The 21475-nt window shown below is 67.4% G+C and carries 20 protein-coding genes; 7 read left to right on the top strand and 13 right to left on the bottom strand.

The annotated features are described in order from the left end of the window. Positions 1-27 precede the first annotated feature (27 nt). Together HNO53_RS07355 and HNO53_RS07350 are read right to left on the bottom strand one after the other, a co-directional pair. Positions 28-270 (bottom strand): GlsB/YeaQ/YmgE family stress response membrane protein, encoded by a 243-nt coding sequence (locus HNO53_RS07355; RefSeq protein ID WP_209477444.1) that lies wholly within the window; start codon positions 268-270, stop codon positions 28-30. Between the two features lie 87 nt (positions 271-357). Beyond that, the gene (locus tag HNO53_RS07350; protein ID WP_209477442.1) at positions 358-912 is read right to left on the bottom strand and encodes a DUF924 family protein; all 555 of its coding nucleotides are present in this window, start codon (positions 910-912) and stop codon (positions 358-360) included. Positions 913-993: 81 nt separating this feature from the next. Between HNO53_RS07350 and HNO53_RS07345 the strand changes: the two genes are divergently transcribed. The 7 genes from HNO53_RS07345 to HNO53_RS07315 all read left to right on the top strand — a co-directional run bounded on the left by HNO53_RS07345 (position 994) and on the right by HNO53_RS07315 (position 7204). Then, positions 994-1185: a hypothetical protein gene (locus HNO53_RS07345; protein WP_209477440.1), complete on the top strand. Its 192-nt coding sequence runs from the start codon at positions 994-996 to the stop codon at positions 1183-1185. Positions 1186-1280: 95 nt separating this feature from the next. Continuing rightward, entirely contained in the window at positions 1281-2279 is a 999-nt protein-coding gene (locus HNO53_RS07340; RefSeq protein WP_209477438.1) for a GlxA family transcriptional regulator, read from the top strand. 28 nt (positions 2280-2307) lie between these two features. Continuing rightward, the gene (locus HNO53_RS07335; RefSeq protein ID WP_209477436.1) at positions 2308-3486 is read left to right on the top strand and encodes an MFS transporter; all 1179 of its coding nucleotides are present in this window, start codon (positions 2308-2310) and stop codon (positions 3484-3486) included. Positions 3487-3512: 26 nt separating this feature from the next. Next, positions 3513-4904 carry a YcjX family GTP-binding protein gene (locus tag HNO53_RS07330; RefSeq protein WP_209477435.1) on the top strand — a complete coding sequence of 464 codons (1392 nt, stop codon included), beginning with the start codon at positions 3513-3515 and terminating at the stop codon, positions 4902-4904. Then, positions 4901-5947 carry a YcjF family protein gene (locus HNO53_RS07325; RefSeq protein ID WP_209477432.1) on the top strand — a complete coding sequence of 349 codons (1047 nt, stop codon included), beginning with the start codon at positions 4901-4903 and terminating at the stop codon, positions 5945-5947. The genes HNO53_RS07330 and HNO53_RS07325 overlap by 4 nt, the downstream gene beginning before the upstream one ends. A gap of 103 nt (positions 5948-6050) precedes the next feature. Further along, complete coding sequence (locus HNO53_RS07320) at positions 6051-6491, top strand: universal stress protein (RefSeq protein ID WP_209477430.1); 441 nt, start codon at positions 6051-6053, stop codon at positions 6489-6491. Between the two features lie 254 nt (positions 6492-6745). Beyond that, positions 6746-7204: a universal stress protein gene (locus HNO53_RS07315; RefSeq protein WP_209477428.1), complete on the top strand. Its 459-nt coding sequence runs from the start codon at positions 6746-6748 to the stop codon at positions 7202-7204. A 56-nt stretch (positions 7205-7260) separates the two neighbouring features. On the opposite strand, the gene HNO53_RS07310 is transcribed toward HNO53_RS07315, so the two are convergent. From HNO53_RS07310 to nagA, 11 genes are all read right to left on the bottom strand, one after another. Continuing rightward, the gene (locus tag HNO53_RS07310) at positions 7261-8382 is read right to left on the bottom strand and encodes an ABC transporter ATP-binding protein (RefSeq protein ID WP_209477426.1); all 1122 of its coding nucleotides are present in this window, start codon (positions 8380-8382) and stop codon (positions 7261-7263) included. A gap of 38 nt (positions 8383-8420) precedes the next feature. Next, a complete protein-coding gene (locus tag HNO53_RS07305) occupies positions 8421-9299 on the bottom strand; it encodes a carbohydrate ABC transporter permease (RefSeq protein WP_209477424.1) in 879 nt (292 codons plus the stop codon). Beyond that, entirely contained in the window at positions 9292-10224 is a 933-nt protein-coding gene (locus HNO53_RS07300) for a carbohydrate ABC transporter permease (RefSeq protein ID WP_209477422.1), read from the bottom strand. Before HNO53_RS07300 ends, HNO53_RS07305 begins: the two co-directional genes overlap by 8 nt. 80 nt (positions 10225-10304) lie before the next feature. Continuing rightward, on the bottom strand, positions 10305-11576 hold the full coding sequence (locus HNO53_RS07295; protein WP_209477421.1) for an ABC transporter substrate-binding protein: 1272 nt from the start codon (positions 11574-11576) through the stop codon (positions 10305-10307). 111 nt (positions 11577-11687) lie between these two features. After that, positions 11688-13175, bottom strand: coding sequence for an ATP-binding protein (locus tag HNO53_RS07290; protein ID WP_209477419.1), 1488 nt, complete (start codon positions 13173-13175; stop codon positions 11688-11690). Further along, a complete protein-coding gene (locus tag HNO53_RS07285) occupies positions 13172-13894 on the bottom strand; it encodes a response regulator (protein ID WP_209477417.1) in 723 nt (240 codons plus the stop codon). Before HNO53_RS07285 ends, HNO53_RS07290 begins: the two co-directional genes overlap by 4 nt. Positions 13895-14033: 139 nt before the next feature. Then, positions 14034-14831 (bottom strand): Cof-type HAD-IIB family hydrolase, encoded by a 798-nt coding sequence (locus HNO53_RS07280; protein ID WP_209478560.1) that lies wholly within the window; start codon positions 14829-14831, stop codon positions 14034-14036. Positions 14832-15015: 184 nt separating this feature from the next. After that, positions 15016-16743 (bottom strand): N-acetylglucosamine-specific PTS transporter subunit IIBC, encoded by a 1728-nt coding sequence (gene nagE, locus HNO53_RS07275; RefSeq protein WP_209477415.1) that lies wholly within the window; start codon positions 16741-16743, stop codon positions 15016-15018. After that, complete coding sequence (ptsP, locus tag HNO53_RS07270) at positions 16740-19295, bottom strand: phosphoenolpyruvate--protein phosphotransferase (protein WP_209477413.1); 2556 nt, start codon at positions 19293-19295, stop codon at positions 16740-16742. Before ptsP ends, nagE begins: the two co-directional genes overlap by 4 nt. 57 nt (positions 19296-19352) lie before the next feature. Next, positions 19353-20372, bottom strand: coding sequence for an SIS domain-containing protein (locus HNO53_RS07265; protein WP_209477411.1), 1020 nt, complete (start codon positions 20370-20372; stop codon positions 19353-19355). Then, entirely contained in the window at positions 20372-21475 is a 1104-nt protein-coding gene (gene nagA / locus HNO53_RS07260) for an N-acetylglucosamine-6-phosphate deacetylase (protein WP_209477409.1), read from the bottom strand. Before nagA ends, HNO53_RS07265 begins: the two co-directional genes overlap by 1 nt.

Raw genomic sequence — 21475 nt, 5'->3', positions numbered from 1 at the left:
GCCGAATCCATTCGTCCGTAAGCGCGGCTAGGATTTTCGCACCTTGGCGATGACCCATAGCAGCACTACCGCTCCCACCGTGGCCGTGACCAGCGAGCCGATGAAACCGCCGGCCTCGAGGCCCAGCAGGCTGAACAGGAACCCGCCGACCAGGGCGCCGACGATCCCTACGCCAATGTTTCCCAGTATGCCGAACCCGCCGCCGCGCATGATGTTGCCGGCGATCCAGCCGGCCAGGCCTCCAATGATCAGCCATGCGATGATGCCCATTAGCACTCCTCCTCTCCTTAGTGGTGCTTCCTGTCGTGCTTGGCATCTTCGATGATGCCTCAGGTTACTCATGGGGAAAAGCGTAGCTCAGAACGACGAACCCGGCTCCGTCAGGAATGCCAGCTCCTCCGCGCTCGACTCGCGCCCCAGAATGGCATTGCGGTGCGGATAGCGACCGAAGCGCAGCAGGATGTCGCGATGCAAATATTCGAAGCGCAGGTTGTCCTCGAGCCCGGGCTGGTCGAACAGGCGCAGTGCCTCGTCATGAACCTTGAGCGACTCGCTGTGCATGTAGGGCATGTAGAGAAAGCTGCGCCACGTCACGTCGAGATCGCCGTCCAGCCCCTGGGACACGGCCTCCTGGGCCAATACGAGCGCCATGGCATCCTGGGCGAAGGCCCGGGGATCGTCACGATAGAGATTGCGCGAGAACTGGTCGAGCACCAGGATCTCGGCCAGGCGTCCCCGGGGCGTAGCGCGCCACCGCCACAGTTCCCCCGCCGCTGCCGCATCGTGCAGCGCGGCAAAGCGTCGACGAATCGCCTCGTCGAGTTCGGCATCCTTGCGAAACCACTGGACGGGTGCCAACTCCTCGAACCAGAAGGCGATGACTGCATCGCAGCCCGGCAGCGTCTCGTTCATGTCGTGTCCTCGTCGTTTGCACTCCTGTTAGCATGCACTTGCGTTTCGTTTTTTTCATCCACCCTTGGTCCGGGAGATGCCATGACCCCCTTGCTCGGCATGTTCACTTTTGTCTTCAACCTGGTCGGGCTGGTCATTTGCCTGGCTGGGCTGACCCTGGCCCAGCGTCGGGGTAAACGCCAGCAAGCGCGCTGGCCGGGCCACGTCCTGGCCGGATTCGGTTTCCTCATCGCCACCACGCCGATCTGGTCGCAGTGGCTGCTGGCCGAGTGAAACGAGAGGCAATGTCCTGATCGGTGGGATATTGGTCATTGTGGACATCGCTCGTTCGCAGGAAACTGACACGACACCTCACGACAGGGCTCGTCATGCCACGCACCGTCGTCATCCTCGCCTATCCGGACTGCCAGCTGCTGGATGTCAGTGGGCCCTGGCAGGTCTTCGCCTCGGCCAACGATCTGAGCGGCGCCCCTCTCTATCGTCTGCATCTTGCCGCCGATGCGCCGGGCAGGGTGATGACCAATGGCGGTTTGCCGCTGCTGGCCGACACCGGGTGGCGCGACATCTCGACGCTCGGTCCGGTGGATACGCTGCTCATCGCCGGCGGCCGCGGCGTCATGGCTCAGCAGCAGCGTTCTGAGCTGCTCGACGCCCTGCGCCACCAGGCCCGGCAGGTCCGCCGGCTGGGCTCGATCTGCACCGGGGCATTCCTGCTCGCCGAAGCCGGCCTGCTGAACGAGCGCCAGGCCACGACTCACTGGCGGCACTGCGACCGGCTGGCCCGCGATTACCCCAAGGTTCGCGTCGTGCCGGATGCGCTCTACGTCGAGTCGGGCGGGTGCTTCACCAGCGCCGGGGTCACCGCCGGCATCGATCTGGCCCTGTCGCTACTCGAAGCAGACCATGGCGGCGCCCTGGCGGGGCAGGTCGCTCGTGAGCTGGTACTGTTCCTGCGGCGCACCGGGGGCCAGTCCCAGTTCAGCGAGATGCTGCGCAGCCAGAACCGCGCCCAGGGTGCGCTGCGAAAACTGCTCGACCGGATCCACGCCGACCCCGCCGCACCCCACCGCCTGGAGACACTGGCGGAAGCGGTCGGGGTCTCGCCGCGTCACCTGTCGCGGCTGTTTCGCCAGCAGCTGGCCACCACACCCGGCGCCTACCTGACCCGCCTGCGCCTGGAGCAGGCCCGCCAGGCATTGCTGGTCAGCGAGCGCCCGCCGCCGCTGGAGCGGCTGGCACGGCAGTGGCAACTGGGCGGCGCCGAGCAGCTGCGGCGGCTGTTCCAGCGTCATTACGGCGTTTCCCCCACTCTGTATCACCAGCGTTTTGGCCCGGGAAGCCAGGTGTCGACACACTCTACCTCATGACGATGGCTCAACTGCCCAGGAGACTGCCATGCCTTTCAATGTGATGCTGCTGTCGCTGTGCCAGGCGCTGCTGGTGAGCGGGAACATCCTGCTGATCGCAGTCTCGCCGCTGATCGGCGCACGCCTTGCGCCCGATCCGGCCTGGTCGACGGCGCCGGTCGCCACCCAGTGGCTGGGGCTGATGTGCGCCACCATTCCCGCTTCGCTGATCATGGCGCGGCTAGGGCGCAAGCGCGGCTTCCTGCTGGGCAACCTGCTGGGGCTCGCCGGCGTGGTCGTGGCCGCCCAGGCCCTGGTCAGCGAGGCCTTCTCGCTGTTCATGCTGGGCACCTGGCTGATCGGTATCGGTATCGGCTTCGGCCAGCTGTATCGCTTCGCCGCGGTGGAGGCGGCGCCGCTGGCCCTACGTGACCGCGCCATTGGTCTGGTCATGGGCGGCGGCGTGCTGGCCGCCTTCTTCGGCCCGTGGCTGGCCCGCATCAGCCGCGAAGCGGCCGTAACTCCTTTTCTCGGCAGCTTCCTCGGCCTGGGGGCGCTCTACCTGGTAGCCCTACTGGTGCTGCTGGCCACCCGGCTGCCACCACCCGAGAAGACCCATGGCGACGGCCAGCCGCGACACCTCGGCGAAATCGTGCGCCAGCCGGTATTCGTCGTGGCGGTGCTCTCGGCGCTGATCGGCTACGGCGTGATGAACCTGGCGATGACCGCCACGCCATTGGCCATGTCCGGCGCCGGCCACCACTTCAACCATGTCGCCACCACCATCCAGTGGCACGTGCTGGCGATGTTCCTGCCCTCGTTCGCCACCGGGCACCTGACCGCTCGCTTCGGCGCGCCGCGCATGATCGCCGCAGGCTGCGTGCTGCTGGCGGCAAGCGGTCTGGCCGCCCAGGTCGAGGCCGGCGTGGCGGGCTTTCATTTGGCCCTGATCCTGCTCGGGCTGGGCTGGAACTTCACCTTCCTGCCCGCCACCGGGCTGCTCACCGAGGCCTACCGTCCGGTGGAGAAGGCGCGCACCCAGGCCGCCAACGAGTTCCTGGTCTTTTCTACCGTGGCCGTCACCGCCCTGCTGGCCGGGCCACTGGTCAACCTGCTCGGCTGGACGTTGCTCAACGCCCTGCTGGTGCCGCTGTCGCTGGTGCCCATCGCGCTGCTGGCCTGGCAGCGCCTTGCCAGACGCCGCCAAGACCCTCACATTAGCGGCTGACACTGCCGTGAAGGGATTCCTCGCCAATGCGCCAGCCGCTCACCCGGGAGCTGACCAACCTGATCGAACGCGGCCGCGACCGCCAGCTTCGCCTGGCGGTCACCGGGCTCTCGCGTTCGGGTAAGACCGCCTTTCTCACCTCGCTGGTCAACCAGCTGCGCCATGCCGGCCTCGAGGCCCGGCTCGACCTGATGCCGGCGGCCCGTGACGGACGCCTGCTGGGCGCCCGCCGGGTCAGTCAGCCCGACCTGGGCGTACCGCGCTTTCCCTACGACCAGGCGATGGCGGCGCTCGATAGCGTGCCGCCGCGCTGGCCGGAGCCAACCCGCGGCATCAGCGAGCTGCGTCTGTCGATCCGCTACCGCCCGGCCAGGCGCGCCTGGCTGCGCAGCGAGACCGCCGAGCTGAGCCTCGACCTGTTCGACTACCCCGGCGAATGGCTGCTCGACCTGCCACTGCTGGGCCACGACTACCTGGGCTGGAGTCGCGCCACGCTGGCCGGCGCCGGCGAACAGCGCCGCGCCCTGCTGGCCGAATGGGAAGGCATCGCCGCCGGGCTCGACCCGGCTGCCGAGGCCAACGAGGCCGAGCTTGCCGACATCGCTGCGCTCTATGCGCGCAGCCTGCAGGCCGCCCGCGAGGCGGGTTTCGCCAACCTTCAGCCGGGACGCTTCCTGCTACCCGGCGATCTCGAAGGCGCCCCGGTGCTGCAGTTCTTCCCGCTACCGGCGCTGGCCGATGCCGACGAAAAGGAGCTGGCCAGGCTGCCCCCGGAGAGTGTCTACGCCACCCTGGCGGCACGCTTCCACCACTATCAACAGCATATCGTGCGGCCGTTCTACCGCGACCACTTCCGCCGCTTCGACCGCCAGATCGTGCTGGTCGACGTGCTCGGCGCGCTGAATGCCGGCCCGGAACGCTTCGAGGACCTCTCCCAGGCGCTCACCACGCTGATGCAGAGCTTCGATTACGGCAAGCGCAGCCTGCTCTCACGGCTGTTCGCGCCGCGCATCGACAAGCTGGCGATCGCCGCCACCAAGGCCGATCACGTCACCCCCGAGCAGCACGCCAAGCTGACCGCCCTGCTCGAAGCCCTGCTGGCCGAACCGCTGCAGGACCTGCGCTATGCCAACGTGCCGGTGAAGGCGCTGTCGCTGGCGGCGATCCGCGCCACCGAGGCGCTCGAAGTCGCGCAAAAGGGGGAACACACACCGGCCCTGCGCGGCACGACCCTGGAAGGCGAAGAGGTTCTGGTGTTTCCCGGCGAAGTGCCCGCTCGGCTACCGGAGGCCGATTTCTGGGCTCGCCAGGGGTTCGACTTTCGCGCCTTCCGCCCCGCCCCGCGGGAGGACGGCGCGCTACCTCACATCCGGCTCGATGCTGCCCTGGACTGGCTGATCGGAGACAAATTGCAATGAACGACCGCCGCCACGATCCGCAGGGCGACGACCCGCGCCCGGCTCGCCGCTTCACCCTCGACGCGCCCGAATCGACGCCGCAGGAGGCGCCGCGCCCACGCCTGGATTTCGACAGCCAGTTGCCCACGCGCCCCGTGGAAGCGCCTACGCCAAGCCGCGCCGAGCGCGACTTGGAAGCAAGCCTCGGCAAGCCGCGCAAGCGCCGCTGGTGGCTGTTCGGCCTGCTCGGCGGCGGCATCGCCCTGGGCACGGCCGAAATGGTCGTACGTCTGCCCGAGGCACTGCTCGGCGGCGATTGGCTCAGCGGCGGCTGGCACTTGCTGGGGATAGCCGCCATTGCCCTGGGCGCCGGCGCGCTCCTGCGCGAAGCGTGGCGGCTGCGCCGCCTCAAACGCCACGACGCCCTGCGCAGCCGGCTGGCCGAGTTGCCTCAAGCCGATGCCAAGCAGGCACTCGGGCTGGCGCGGGTGCTCAAGCACCAGCTCGGCCTCGACGACGACCATCCTCACTGGCAGGCCTTCCTCGCCGCCCGCGAGCCGTATCACGGCGGCGCGGAAGTGCAGCAGCTGCTGGCGCATCACCTGCTGGCCCCGCGCGACCGCCAGGCACGGCGGCTGATCTCGCGTATGGCCGGCGAGACGGCGGTGATGGTAGCGGTAAGCCCGCTGACGCTGGTCGATATGTTCCTGGTGGCGTGGCGCAGCCTAGCGATGATCGACCGCATCTGCCGTCTCTACGGGCTCGAGCTGGGCTATGCGAGTCGGCTGCGCCTGGTGCGCAACGTGCTCTACCACATGGCCTTTGCCGGGGCCACCGAGATGGCCGGCGACGCCGGCATGGAGCTGCTGTCGCTGAACCTGGCCGGACGTCTTTCGACACGTGCCAGCCAGGGGATGGGGGTGGGCCTGCTCACTGCCCGCCTGGGCCTGCGCACCCTGCGGCTGACCCGGCCACTGGTCTTCGCCGAGGGGGAGGCACCACGCATGGCCGACCTGCGCAGCGAGCTCTGGCAGCAGCTGAGACGGCTGGAGGAAACCAAGTAACGGAAAGGAGATCGGACAAAAGCTTGACCTTGGTCATGACGTTTCGGGCGCAACCGGCTACGCTCGCTGATAACTCAGTTAAACAGCGAACCAAGGACCTGTGATGTACAAATCGATTCTGGTACCCGTCGATGGCTCCGAAGGTGCGAAGAAGGCGCTAGATGTCGCCTGTCAACTGGCCAACCAGGCCGACGCCACCCTGCACATTCTGCATATTCCCGAGGAGCTCGCCCACGAGACGACGCTGGTGTGGGGTATCGGCGCCATCGCCATCGAGGCATCGCGCCAGGAGCGAGAAGAGATCGGCAAGCAGGTCGTCGACAAGGCCGCCGAGGCCGCACGCGCCAACGGCATCCAGCATGTCGAGACGGTGGTCGGCCAGGGCGACCCGGCCCGCACTATCATCAGCGAAGCTCGTCGTCGCGGCGTCGAGGCGATCGTCATGGGCAGCCGTGGCCTGAGCGACCTGCGCGGACTGGTGGTGGGCAGCGTCTCCCACAAGGTCAGTCACGTGGCCGAGTGCACGGTGATCACCGTACGCTGATCTTCCCCCAGCCGGACGCCGCTCGGCGCGCTCGGCCTGCCACCCAGCGACTGAACCCGAGCATTGTGGTTCACCAAGGGCGAGGCACCGCAAAGAGCCGATCTGCGCCGCGAACTCTGGCAACGACTTCGAAAGTCGGAAGAGACCAAGTGAATGACGGCAATCGACCAGGCGTTTGACGCCGGTCATGACGTCACGCGTGCAAGGGGCTAGGCTCGGGGTATCCACCCCCTACCCCGGATAAGGAAAGTGTCATGTACCAATCCATCCTGGTTCCCGTCGACGGTTCCGAAGGCGCCAAGAAGGCTCTGGATGTCGCCTGTCAACTGGCCGGCAAGGCCGATGTCACCTTGCATATCCTGCACATCCCTGAGGAGCTCACACACGAGGCGACGCTGGTTTGGGGCATCGGCGCCATCGCCATCGAGGCGTCGCGCCAGGAGCGACAGGAGCCTCGGGCTCGCCAGGATATCGGCAAGCAGATCGTCGACAGGGCAGAGAAAGCGGCCCGTGCCAAGGGCGTGACCCGCATCGAGACGATCATCGGCCGCGGCGACCCGGCTCGCGCCATCGTCAGCGAAGCCAAGCGCCGCGGCGTCGAGGCCATCGTCATGGGCAGCCGCGGCCTGAGCGACCTGCGCGGGCTGGTGGTGGGCAGCGTCTCGCACAAGGTCAGTCACATTGCCGAAAGCACCGTCATCACCGTCCGCTGAGTGACCTGCCGTTGGCCGCCAGCCCCCGGACAGGGCAGACGGCCATTCGCATCGGGTCAAGCCAGACGCTGCTCCGTTTCGCGATCGAACAGCACCGCACGAGCCATGTCGATGCGCAGCGCCAGACGCTCGCCTGCCGCGACCCGACACTTGGGCCCGACCCGGGCCGTCGCTTCGCCCTCGCCAAGCTTGAGCTGCAGCAGAATATCGGCCCCGGTCGGCTCGACCACGGTGATGCGCGGCGATAGCAACACGCCTTCGGCATCGTCGCCGAGTCGCACGTCGTCCTCGGCGAAGTGCTCGGGGCGCAGCCCCAGGATCACCTCTCGTCCCACCTGACCGGCCATGGCCGGCGTCTCCCGCTCCTGCGGCCAGGGCAGTTCCAGGTTCTCCTCTCCCGGCGTTGCCACGCGCAAAAGGTACCCCCCTGGTTCGCCATCCAGGGTGGCACCGATGAAGTTCATCGACGGCGAACCCATGAAACCGGCCACGAACAGGTCCACCGGGTTGTTGTAGACCTCGTCGGGAGAGCCGAGCTGGAGGATGCGGCCATCGCGCATCACCGCGATGCAGTCGGCCAGGGTCATGGCCTCGATCTGGTCGTGGGTGACGTAGACGATGGTGGTACCCAGGCGCTGGTGCAGCTTCTTGATCTCGGTGCGCATGTCCACGCGCAGCTTGGCGTCGAGGTTGGAGAGCGGCTCGTCGAACAGGTAGACCTTGGGCTCGCGGGCCAGCGCCCGCCCCATGGCGACGCGCTGGCGCTGGCCGCCGGAGAGCTGCGAAGGCTTGCGCTCGAGCAGGTGCGAGATCTGCAGCAGGTCGGCCACCCGCTCCACCGCCGCCTCGCGCTCGGCCTTGGGCACCTTGCGCATCTCCAGGCCGAAGCTGATGTTCTGACGTACCGTCATGCTCGGATAGAGCGCGTAGGACTGGAACACCATGGCGATGTCGCGCTCCGCCGGGGTCTGCCAGGTGACGTCCTCGCCGGCGATGCGGATCTCGCCGGAGGTGACCGGCTCGAGGCCGGCGATGGCGTTCATCAGCGTCGACTTGCCGCAACCCGAGGGGCCCACCAGAATCAGGAACTCACCGGAGTCGATCGCCAGGCTCACGTCCTTGAGCACCCGCTCGCTGCCGAAATTCTTGCATACGTTGTTGATTTCAAGCGCTGCCATATCCAAAACCTCTTGATTGTTCTGTTGCTCAGAGGGCCTTAGCCTTTGACCGAGCCTGCCGTGAGCCCACGCACGAAATACTTGCCGGCCAGTACGTAGACGATCAGCGTGGGCAGCGCGGCGATCATCGCTGCCGCCATGTCGACGTTGTACTCGCGCGCCCCGGTGGACGTATTGACCAGGTTGTTGAGTGCCACCGTCACCGGCTGGGTGTCGTGGGCCGAGAACGCCACGCCGAACAGGAAGTCGTTCCAGATCTGGGTGAATTGCCAGATCACCGATACCACGATGATCGGCGCCGACACCGGTAGCAGAATGCGCCAGAAGATGCGGAAGAAACCGGCACCGTCGAGCTTCGCCGCCGATACCAGCTCGGTCGGCACCGCCACGTAGAAGTTGCGGAAGAACAGCGTAGTGAAGGCGATACCGAAGACCACGTGGACCAGAATCAGGCCCGCGCGTGAGCTCGACAGCCCCAGCCAGCCGAGCGTTTGCGCCATGGGCAGCAACACCACCTGGAACGGAATGAAGCAGCCGAACAGCATCAGCGCGAAGAGCAGCTCCGAACCCTTGAAACGCCACTTGGTCAGGGCATAGCCGTTGAGCGCCCCGATGATGGTGGAGATCAGCACGGCCGGCACCACGATGGCGATGGAGTTGAAGAAGTAGACGCCCACGCCTTCGCAACGCATGCCGGTGCAGGCTTCGCCCCAGGCCTTGGTCCAGGGTCCCAGGGTCGGTTCCTGCGGCAACGAAAGCAGCGAGCCGGGAGTGATCTCGGCCAGCGGCTTGAGCGAGGTGACCAGCATCACTGCCAGCGGCAGCAGGTAGAACAGTGCCGCCAGCAGCAACACGGCATAGAGCAGGGCCCGGCCCAGTCGCGCACCGAAGGTGCGGCGTCGAATCACGTTATCCATGGCGACGGTTCCTCAGCTCGGAGTAGAGATAGGGAATCAGGATCGCCAGCACACCGCCCAGCATCAGCATGGCGCTGGCCGAACCCAGCCCGATCTGCGCCCGGGTGAAGGCATGGGCGTACATGAAGGTGGCCGGCAGGTCGGAGGCGTAGCCGGGGCCACCGTTGGTGAGCGCCACCACCAGATCGAAGCTCTTGATGGCGATGTGCGAGAGAATCATCACGGCGCTGAACACCACCGGACGCAGGCAGGGCACCACCACCCGCCAGTAGATACGCGGCAGGCTGGCACCGTCGAGCTGGGCGGCCTTGAGAATGCTGTCGTCGATGCCGCGCAGCCCGGCGAGGAACAGCGCCATGACGAAGCCCGAAGCCTGCCACACCGCGGCAATCACCAGCGTATAGACGGCCATGTCCGGATCGACCAGCCAGTCGAAGCGGAAGTTCTCGAAGCCCCAGCCACGCACCATGGCCTGGATGCCGAGGCCGGGGTTGAGCAACCATTTCCACACCACGCCGGTGACGATGAATGACAGTGCCATGGGATAGAGGTAGATCGTGCGCAGCGCGCCCTCCTGGCGAATGCGCTGGTCGAGCAGGATGGCGAGCACCAGCCCCAGCGCCAGACAGATGGCCACGAACATGCCGCCGAATACCACCAGGTTGGTCGAAGCTACCCACCAGCGGTCGTTAGCCATCAAGCGGGCATACTGGGCGAAGCCGACGAAGTCGTAGCTGGGCAGCATGCGTGAGCTGGTCAGCGACAAGATGAAGGTCCACAGCATGAAGCCATAGACGAAGAACAGCGAGATGGCGGCCGACGGTGCCAGCACCAGCTTGGGCAGCCAGGCCTGAAGCAGGCCTGCATGGCTGCGCCGGGCACCGGGACCAGCGGCCGGACGCACCGCGCGAGTTGACAGGGACATAGCGGGAAACCTCGGGCGTGAACGACGTGCTACTGGAACGGACCTGCCGTGGCAGGCCCGTCCCGCTTTGCTGCTGCGGGTTACAACGCAGCCTGGGCGGCATTCACCATGCGCCGGGCAGCCTCTTCGGCAGCCATGTCACGCGAGTTGAAGTAGTTGGTCACCACATCGAAGATGGCGCCCTGGACGTCGGCGCGCACGGCCATGCCGTGAGCCATGCTGGGCACCAGGCCGCCCTCCTCGGCGGTGCGCTGGAAATCTTGCATGGACTGCTGCGCACACTGGTCGAACTCGCTCATGTCGAGGTCGGGGCGGGCGGGAATCGAGCCCTTGGCCAGGTTGAAGGCCTCCTGGAAGGTCGGCTCCAGTACCAGGCGTGCCAGGGCCTGCTGAGCCTCACGCTCCCCGTCCTCGACACGGAACATGGCCAGGCTGTCGATGTTGAAGGTAAAGGCATCCTGGGTGCCCGGCGCCGCGGCGCACAGGTAGTCCTCGCCGGCGGTAAGCCCGGCGGCGGTGAACTCGCCCTTGGCCCAGTCGCCCATCAGCTGCATGCCGGCATCGCCGTTGATCACCATGGACGTGGCAATGTTCCAGTCGCGGCCCGGCATGTCGTCGTCCATCAACTCGCGCAGACGCTTGAAGGTCTCCAGCGCCTCGATCATCTGTTCGCTGCCCAGGGCCTGCTCGTCGAGCTCGACCATGGTTTGCTGGTAGAACTCGGTACCGCCGGTAGCCAGCAGCACGGTTTCGAACACGGTGGCGTCCTGCCAGGCCTGGCCGCCGTGGGCCAGCGGCACGTAGCCGGCCTCGCGAATCGCCTCGCCGGCCGTGAACAGTTCATCGAGGGTGGTGGGCATCTCGACCCCGGCCGCCTCGAGCACCTCGGGGTTGGCCCACAGCCAGTTGACCCGGTGCACGTTGACCGGCACCGCGACGTAGCTGCCGTCGTGACGCATCACCTCGGCAACTGTCGGGGGCAGCAGCTCGTCCCAGCCCTCGGCATCGGCCACCTCGTCGAGTTCGCCGAGCAGGCCGAGCTCGCCCCACTCCTGGATCTCCGGTCCCTTGATCTGGGCTGCCGACGGCGGATTGCCGGACATTGCCCGGGACTTGAGAACGGTCATGGCAGTTTCGCCACCGCCCCCGGCCACGGCGAAATCCTGCCAACCGTAGCCTTCCGCCTCCATCAGCTCCTTGAGTACGTTGGCCGCGCGGGCCTCACCGCCCGAGGTCCACCAGTGCAGCACCTCCACCTCGGCGGCATGCGCGCTCGCAAAGGTCAACGAAGTTGCCGCGGCGGTAGCCACGACGAGGGCCGTTTTCTGGAACGAGGTCTTGAACGTATACATCGGCATGCTCCTGCTGTTGTTATTGACGCCGGCTTCGACCGGAGTGTCATAACGCTAACCGAGAGCCGCCCGCGGTAGGGTTACCTAGTCCTACAAAGTATTGTGCAAATATTACAAGACCGTAACGTTGCTCGGGCGCGGCAGGAGGAGTGTGACCTCGAGCCCGCCCTCGGGGTGATTGGCCAGTCCGATCTCCCCTCCCATGGCCCGTGCGATATGCCGCGAGATGCCGAGCCCCAGCCCACTGCCGCCGGTATTGCGGCTGCGCGAGGGCTCGAGGCGTACGAAGGGCGAGAAGACACGCTCCATCTGCGCATCGGGTATTCCCGGCCCGTGATCGCGAATCACAATCGCCAGCCGCTGCGGCGAATCGTCCAGCGTCACCTCGGCGCGCCGGCCGTAGAACACGGCGTTCTCCATCAGATTCGCCAGGCAGCGCTTGAACGCCAGCGGTTTTACCGGCAGCACCTCGGCACGCCCCGAAACGCTCACCCGTCCCCCCTGGAGTGCCAGCTCACCGGCAAGCTCCTCCAGCATGGCTCGCGGATCGACCGGCTCCACCGCTTCGTGCAGGTCGAACCCTTTCACCGAGGCCAGGGCCCCCTTGACCAGTAGGTCAAGTTCGTCGAGCGAGGCGCAGAAGCGCTCGCGCTGCAGCGGGTCGTCGAGCATCTCGGCGCGCAGCCGCAATCGCGTGATGGGAGTCTTGAGATCATGTGAAATGGCCGAGAACAGCCGCTCGCGCTCCTCGACCTGGTCGCGAATTCGCTCCTGCATGCGGTTGAACGCCGAAGCGGTGGCAACGACCTCGCGTGGGCCGGTCTCGCGCAGCGGCGGCGCGTCGAGGTCATCGCCCAATTGAAGCGCCGCCCGCGACAGCCGTGCCAGTGGCCGCGTCACGCTGCGAATGCCGAGCAGCGACAGGCCGATCACCGTCAGCAGCACCATCAGGCTCGCCAGAAGCCGCTCGCCGGAGAGCCAGCGATACTCGTTGAACAGGTCGGGCACCGGTAACAACGTGGCCACGTAGAGCCAGGTCTCGGGGCCGAGCTCCATCTGCACCACCAGTATCGGCGGCGACAGCGGCTCCATCAGCAGGCTGTGCTGACCCCAGCGCGGCGGCAGGTCGTGCAGCAGTACCTCGTTGTTGTACACGCGCAGGGTCTCGGGACGGGAGAATTCCACCAGCACGTCGTCGATGTTCAGCTCGCGGGTCAGGATCTCGCGGAAATTGTCCACCACCAGCGTCTTCTCCCGCCCCGAGCCGATGTCTTCCACCGGAATGCGACGCTCGTTGACACTGACGAAGAAGCGCGTGCCGCCCATGTTGCGCAGCTGGTCGAGCACGATATGGCGGTATTCATAGGGAAGCGAACGAAAGAAGCGCATGGTCGAGGCCACGCTGTAGGCCACGTTGCGCGACAGCTCGTCGAGCTGTTCGAGCTGGCTGGAGCGCACCTGGGAGGTCCATACGGTATAGCTGGCCAACTGGGCGGAGAGCACGCCGACGATCATGATCAGCACGAAGCGACCGCGCAGCGTGCGCGGCAGCAGGGGCACCAGGCGTCGGCGCCAGCGCTTGACGTGCCGCTCGCTCACGTCAGCGCTTCGACCCGGGCGGTGAAGACATAACCGGCCCCGCGCACGGTGCGGATCAGCTGATGGTAGTGGGTATCCTCGCCCAGGCGCTGGCGCAGCCGGCACACATGCACGTCGATGGAGCGATCCAGCGGCGGTGCCGGCCGGCCGCGGGTCAGTTCGTACAGCGCCTCGCGCGACAGCACCTGCTCAGGGTGTTCGAGGAAGACCTGCAAGAGCTGGAAGTCGGCACCGGAAAGCGGCGTGCGCGTCTCCCCTTCATCGATCAGCTCGCGGGTCATGCGGTCGAGACGCCAGGGCCCGAAGGCCACCATGCGCGCCCGGGCCGGATCGCCGGCGACCCCGCCCCGGGCCCGGCGCAGCACCGCCTTGATACGCGCCAGCAGCTCACGCGGATTGAACGGCTTGCCCAGGTAATCGTCGGCGCCCAGCTCCAGCCCGAGGATACGATCGGTCTCGTCAGCGCTGGCGGTGAGCATGATGATCGGCACGTCGCTGGCGCGGCGAATGTCGCGACAGATGGTGAAGCCGTCGTCGCCGGGCAGCATGATATCGACGATGAGCAGGTCGGGGGCTTCGCTTGCCACCAGGCGATGCAGCGCCTCGGCATCCTCGGCGGCCAGGGCACGATAGCCATGGCGTCCGAGGTAATCGACCAGCAATTCGCGGATCTCGGGGTCGTCGTCGACGACGATCAGGGTGGCAGGCGTAGTCGTCATCGTCTTCCGATGGCAGAGGCGCTGCCTGGGCAACGCCGTGAATCGTTGTCGTTATGGGCTCGATGATGGGCAAGCCGGATCGGCGCGGCAAGGGACCCTAGACCATCGTCGCAGAATCGACCCGACCCAGAGGGCCGACTCAGAGAGAAAAGCGCTGCTGTAGATGCCTGGCCACGGCCGTCTCGGCATGGTGGCCGATTCGCCGTGCCACGGGCACCCGCTGGGCCAGTTCGGGGTGCGCATTGGCCATGACGTGGGCCTCGCCGGCCAGGCACAACATTTCGGTGTCGTTGAGGTTGTCGCCGAAGGCCAGGCAGCGCTCGCTGTCGATCCCGAGCGCAACGAGCAGCGCCTCCAGCGCCGTGCCCTTGTTGACGCCTCCGGCCATGATTTCGAGTGAATTGACCGTGGAGTAGGTGACATGCAGGCGTTCACCGTGGTTCGAGCGCACCTCGGCCTCGAGCCCTGCCAGCCGCTCGGGATCGCCGATGTAGAGCACCTTGCCGACCCCCTCCCCGTCGAGGCTCGCCGGCTCGACCACACGATAGCCGAATCCGGTATGAGCGTGGTAGGCCAGCAACCGCGGCGCGGGGGCATCGATCAGCCACTCGTGCTCGAGGTAGAGATTGAGGCGCACGCTGTCGTGGCGCTCGAGCGCGATCAGCTCACGCGCCAGCTCGGCCTGGAGATGACGCGAGGCCAGCAGCTCGCCGTCGGGGCCGTGCAGGTAGGCGCCGTTGGTGCTGATCACGTGAATCGGCACGCCCAGACGCTCGCGGAAGGCCAGCATGTCGCGGAAGTGGCGCCCGGAGGCGAAGGCCAGATGATGTCCCTGCTCGGCCAGCCGGCGCAGGGTCTCGATGGTCTCGGGGTGCAGGTCGTGATTGGCATCCAGCAGGGTGCCGTCGAGGTCGGAGACGATCAGGTGAGGGGTCATGGCGATCCATTGCATCGAGTCACGCATATGAGGCTAACGCAAGGCCATGCCGTTTGCCCAGAGTCGCTCACGACTCGCCTGGCGTCATCATGCTTGAACGAGACCGGGCCGGACGGTCGTGGCGTCCGGCCTTCGTGCCGATGCCAGGCAATGCCTGCCGCTGCCCAAAGAGAGCCAGGCAACATCAGGCAAGTCCAGGGCGATTCTCCAGCGCGCTGGCCACGGCAGCGGCCTTGGGACCGACCACCAGATGCCAGACATTGCCTCCCAGGGCCTGGGTGCCCTGGCACCCGAGTCGCTCGAGCAATGCCTCATCGAGATGCTTGCCGTCGGCGAGTTCGACGCGCAGGCGAGTCCGTGCCTGGGCCCCGAACCCACGCAGGTTGGCCTCACCGCCCAGGGCGGCCAACCAGCGGGCGGTCTCTTCGCGCGACAGCGGTGCAGCCGCTGCTTCGGCAGGCTTCGATGGCTCTCCTTTATTGGCCTTGTGTGCGACCGCAACCCCGCCCTCCTGGGCCGTCGCCGCGCGAATCTCGTCGGCAACGCCATCGGCGATGGGCCCCAGGATGACCTGTAGGCCTCCGCCGCGAAGCCGCATTACCCCACGCGCGCCCAGACGCTTGAGCGCCTCCTCGTCGATGGCGTCCGGATCCTCCAGCACCAGGCGCAGGCGGGTGGTACAGGCACCGATGCTGCTCAGGTTGCCCGCCCCGCCGAGGGCGGTGACGAAGGCGGGGCCGTGCTCGCTGGACGCGGAGGCGTCGCCGGCGGCGGGCGCTGTCGTCTCGGGCTCGCGACCCGGCGTGGTCAGGTGGAAGCGAGCAATGGCCCAGCGGAAAGCGCCGTAATAGATGCCGAAGTAGGCTAACCCCACCGGCAACAGCATCCAGCCGTTGTTGGACAGGCCATAGGAGAGAGCGAAATCGAAGGCGCCCGCCGAGAAGGTGAAGCCCAACTTGACGTCGAGCCAGTGCATCAGCGCCATCGAGATGCCGGTGAGCAGCGCATGCATGAGATAGAGCAGCGGCGCCAGGAACATGAAGGTGAATTCGATGGGCTCCGTCACCCCGGTCAGGAACGCAGTAAGCGCCAGCGACAGCAACAGGCCGCCCACCTGGGCACGCCGCCCCTTGGGCGCGGCATGGTACATGGCCAGGGCAGCCGCCGGCAGGCCGAACATCATCACCGGGAAGAAACCGGCCATGAAGCTTCCTGCCGTCGGGTCGCCGGCAAAGAAACGGTTGAGGTCGCCGCTGGCCAGCGTGCCGGAGGCCGACTCGAAGCTGCCGAAGACGAACCACACCAGGCTGTTGAGCACATGATGCAGGCCGGTCACGATCAGCAGACGGTTGAGCGCTCCATAGACGAACAGGCCCAGCTCGCCGGCATCGATCAACCATTGTCCGAGCGCATCGATACCCTGCTGTACCGGAGGCCAGATAAAACCGAAGACGACCCCCAACACGACCGCCGCCAGCCCCGTGGCGATGGGCACGAAACGCCGACCGCCGAAGAACGCCAGGTAGTCGGGCAAGCGTATCGCCTTGTAGCGGTTGTACAGCAGCCCCGCCACGCTGCCAATGATGATGCCGGACAGCACCCCCATGTCGATATCCGGGTTGAGCGAGGTCAGCACCGCATCGAGCACCAGATAGCCGACCACGCCGGCCAGCCCAGCGGCACCGTTGCTGTCGTCGGCAAAGCCGATCGCCAGGCCGATGGCGAAGATCAGCGCCAGATTGGCGAAGATGGCTTCGCCGGCGCTGGCGACGAAGGCGATGTCCAGCAGGTCCGGCTGGCCCATGCGCAGCAGCAAACCGGCGATCGGCAGCACGGCGATGGGCAACATGAGGGAGCGTCCGAGCTTCTGCAGCCCGGCCATGGTCCAGGCACCCATGTCGGTCGTCTTCATGACGGTAACCTCTCGGTGATCGTTGTTGTGGTGTCTTGCTGCGCTGTCTGCCAGCTCGTCAGGCGGGCGCGCACGGCCGCGGCATCCGCCAGGCCCAGCAGGGCCGGCAGCTCCGCTGCCAGGCGGCCGGCATCGAGTCGCCGAACGGCCGCCTTGACGGCAGGTACTCGGGCGGGCTCGACGGAAAGCTCGTCGACGCCCAGGGCAACCAGTACCAGCGACGCCAGAGGATCGCCGGCGGCAGCGCCACAGACGCCGACCGGACAGCGCCCGGCAGCGCCTTCAACGGTGACCTGGACCAGTTTGAGCACCGCGGGGTGCAGCACGTCTGCCCGCGCCGCCAGGTCCGGATCCTCGCGATCCATGGCCAGGGTGTACTGGGTCAGGTCGTTGGTGCCGATGGAGAGGAAGTCCGCTTCCTCGGCCAGGCTGGCTGCGCACAGGGCGGCACTCGGCACCTCCACCATCACGCCCAGCTGGGGCCGGACGGTCAGACCGAGTTCCTGCGCCACACTATCGAGGTGCCGGCGCACGGCCACCAGCTCGGACACCTCGCTCACCATCGGCAGCATAATGCGCAGCGATCCGAGCGGCTCGACCCGCAGCAGCGCCCTGAGCTGGGTTTCCAACAGCTGTGGCAAGCGCTGCCAGAGGCGCACGCCGCGCACCCCCAGCGCCGGGTTGGCGACCGCGGGCAGCGGCAGGTACGGCAGCTGCTTGTCGGCGCCGATGTCGAGGGTGCGGACGATGACCGGCTTGCCGCCCAGGGCGCGCATGCTGGCCTGGTACTCGTGGGCTTGGTCGTCCTCGCCGGGAGCCGCGGAGCGCTCGAGAAAGAGGAATTCGCTGCGCAGCAGGCCGATGCCATCGGCACCGGCTTGCGCCGCCATCTCGGCCTCGGCCGGCGAGCCCACGTTGGCACACACCTCGACCCGACGCGCGTCAAGAGTGACCGCCGGCAGGTGGGCGGCCCGCCGCTCCTCCTCCACCTGATGCCGCCGGGCTGCGAGAGAGGCCTCCACCTCGGCCAGGCGAGCCGCAGACGGCGACACCTCGAGGCGTCCTCGCTCGCCATCGAGCACCGCGCGCTCGCTGCGGGCCCGATCCAGCGCGGCGCCCATCGATACCAGGCAGGGGATCCCCCGAGCCCGGGCGAGAATCGCCACGTGCGCCGTGGTGCCGCTACGCGCCAGGCAGAGACCGGCGAGGCGACACTTGGCCAGCGCCACCAACTGCGACGGCGTCAGCTCGTCGGCCACGACGATGGCCCCCTCCGGCACTGCCGCCTCGTCTTGTTGCCCAGGCTCGGCAAGCAGCGCCATGACGCGCTGCTGCAAGTCGCGCAGGTCGGCGATGCGGCCCGAAAGCAGTGAATTGCCACTCCCGGCGAGCCGCTCGGCCTCGTCATCGAGCGCCTCGCGCCAGGCCTGGCCGGCGCTGCGTCCTGCGCGTATCGCAGCGAGCGCAGCCTCGGTCAGCGCAGGATCCTCGAGCCAGGCCCGATGGGCGCCGAAGATCTCCGCCTCGCCGTGATGACCTTGCCGAGCGGCCTGAGCCTCGGCCTGTGCCAGGGCCTCCCCCGCCCGGCTCAGAGCCTGTTGCAACTGCGGCCACTCCGTCGCCTCGCCCTCTCCTTCTCGCGGTACCCTGGGCAGCGGTGGGCAATAGGCGACCAACGGTCCCACCGCCAGCCCGGGGCCGGCCACCAGGCCCACCAGCTCCCCTTCACCCAAAGGCCCGTCGTCAGCCACGGTCTGGCTCGGCACGGTATGGTCGTCGGCCTCTAGGGTGGTCAGTAGCGTCTCGACCGCCTCCAGGGCGGCTTCGGCCCGCTCGCCTCGGGCCGTCACGTTCAGCGCATCTCCCTCGACGATCCCCAGGTTGAGTAGTGTACTGATGCTGTCGGCCTCGGCTGCGCCGCCGCCGTGCTCCACCGTCATGCTGACAGCGTGGCGTCGGGCAATATCTCGCAGCCTTGCCGCCGGTCGCGCATGCAGGCCGGCACGCAGGGCCAGGGTGAGGCGCCGGGTTGCCGTGGGGCCTGTCGCGTCACGCTGCACCGTTACCGCAACGGTACTCACCTCTTGCGCCAGCTCGAGCAAGGGCTCACCGCGCACGACACGGGCACCGCCAGCGAGGCTGGGCTTTGCCAGTCGCCAACCGTCGGCGGCCGTCACGATCAGCGGCGTGATCAAGGAGCTGGCCCGTTGCGCAATACGGTCGGCGTCGAAGCGGCACAGCGGGGCGCCGGTTGACACCCGGTCGCCTACTGCAACCAGCAGCTCGATGCCCTCGCCACCCAGCTCGACGGTGTCGAGGCCCAGGTGGAGCAGCAGCTCCACGCCCGCTTGCGTCTTGAGGGTCACCGCGTGGCGGGTCCGTGCGCACTGGACCACCTCGCCGTCACAGGGGGCGTAGAGACACTCATCGAGAGGATCGAGGGCGATGCCATCGCCCAGGACACCGTCGGCGAACACCGGGTCCGGTATTTCGCCGAGGGGGACCACGACGCCATCGACGGGCGCGTGCAGGATCAAGGGAGAGGCGCTCATGAAGTTCTCCACTCATTGTTATTGGGGCAGCCAGCGCGTTTACGCCCGCTGTCGTCGTCACAGGGTGCAGGTCACCTTGTTGAGATGTCGGGGACGGTCGGGGTCGCTGCCCCGCGCCACGGCCAGGTCGGCTGCCATCACGTAGAAGCTCTGGATCACCGAGAGCGGCTGCAGCGCGTCGTGGCCGGCGTCGACCAGGGTCAGCCGTCGCCTGGCCACGCGCTTGTCCGCCGCCAGCAGCACCCGTGCGCCAATGCTCTCGAGCCATTCGGCCAGCTCCAGCAGCCCCGCCTGTTCGGGGCCCGGCGGAGCGAAGACCAGCACCGGGTAGCCCGGACCGATCAGCGCCATGGGCCCATGGCGAACCTCGGCCCCGCTGAAGGCCTCGGCCTGGATGGCACAGGTTTCCTTGAACTTGAGCGCCGCCTCCTGGGCCACGGCCAGGCCGGCACCACGACCGATCACCAGCAAACGATCGCTGCCCGTCAGCGCCTCCACTGCCGTCGCCCAGTCCTGCTCCACGGCACGGCTCAGGCGCGCCGGCAAGTCATCCAGGGCGGCCAGCAGCTCACGGTCCCGGTTCCAATGGCCCAGCAGTTGGGCCGCGGCGGTCAGCGTCGCCAGGTAACTCTTGGTCGCGGCCACGCTACGTTCGTCACCGGCATAGAGCGGCACTTCGCTGTCGCTGACCGCCCCCAGCGGAGACTCAGGCGTGTTGACCATCGCCAGCGTATACGCCCCGGCCTCGCCGAGGGCGCGCTGGGTAGCGACCAGATCGGGACTTTGCCCCGACTGCGAGACGGCCAGCGCCAGCTGTCCTTCGAGCCGCCATGGCGCCCGGGCCAAGGTGGTGAGCGACAGCGGCAGCGAGGCCACGGGGATCCCCCGGCTCTTCATGCACAGGTAGGCGAAATAGCTGGCCGCGTGGTCGGAGCTGCCCCGCGCCACCGTGACTGCCGCAGCCGGCGGTTCGCGTCGCAGGTGTTCGCCGAGCTCGGCCAGGGCGTCGGCATTGCGCGGCAGCTGACCGCGGATGCGCTCGGGCGCATTGCGTGCTTCGTCGAGCATCAGGGACATCAGCGTTCTCCTTCGATGATGCGGCCCTCGACCACCACCGCCTGCAGGTTGAGATCGACATCCAGCAACACCAGGTCGGCGACGGCACCTTCCGTCAGCCGACCGTGATCTGCCAGGCCGAGGAAGTCGGCGGGGAAGCGCGACAGCCGGTCGGAGGCATCGGCCAGCGACAGGCCGAGCTGGACCAGGTTGCGCAGCGCCTGATCCATGGTCAGGGTGCTGCCGGCCAGGGTGCCGTCGGCCAGGCGTACGCCACCCAGGCACTTGGTCACGGTCTGCTCGCCTAGGCGGTAATCGCCGTCCGGCATGCCGGCGGCGGCCGTGGAATCAGTGACCGCATAGAGATGTGGAATACAGCGCAAGGCGGCGCGAATGGCACCGGGGTGCACGTGCTGCAGATCGGGAATCAGTTCGGCATAGTCGGCATGGGCCAGGGCCGCCCCTACCATTCCCGGCTTGCGATGGTGCAAACCGGTCATGGCGTTGAACAGATGAGTGAAGCCGCAGGCACCATGGCCAAGGGCGGCGACACCTTCCTCGTAGCTGCCCAGGGTGTGGCCCAGCTGCACGCGGACGCCGCGAGCCGTCAGGTGCCGGATCAGCTCGCCGTGGCCGCACAGCTCCGGCGCCAGGGTCACCAGCCGGATCGGTGCCAGCTCGCACAGTGCATCCACCTCGGCAATCTCCCCGGGGCGTGCATGCGGAGGCTGGGCGCCGAGCTTGCCGGGATTGATGTAGGGGCCTTCCAGGTGCACGCCGAGGACACGCGAGGCGTCGGCGAGAGGCGCCTTGATATAGGCATCGATATCCGCCAGCGCACGGCGAATCTCGGCTTCCGGCGCGGTCATGGTCGTGGCCAGCAAGCTAGTGGTACCGAAGCGCACGTGGGTACGCGCCAGGGTGGCCAGCGCCTCGCCCCCCTCCATGGTGTCGGCGCCGCCGCCGCCGTGAACGTGCAGATCGATGAAGCCCGGCAGGATGCGCGGCTGCGCGTTCTTCAGCGGGTCGACCGGCTCGCCCGAGAGGCGGCTGATGCGCCCCGCCTGCCACTCGATTTCACCCAGGCGCCAGCCCTCGGGGGTCAGAATATTGCCATGAAGCAT

Origin of the sequence: Billgrantia antri, assembly GCF_017868935.1 — a bacterium.
Taxonomy (GTDB): Bacteria; Pseudomonadota; Gammaproteobacteria; order Pseudomonadales; family Halomonadaceae; genus Halomonas; species Halomonas antri.
Note: the sequence above shows the minus strand (reverse complement) of the source record. Positions and strands in the feature narration are given on the sequence as shown.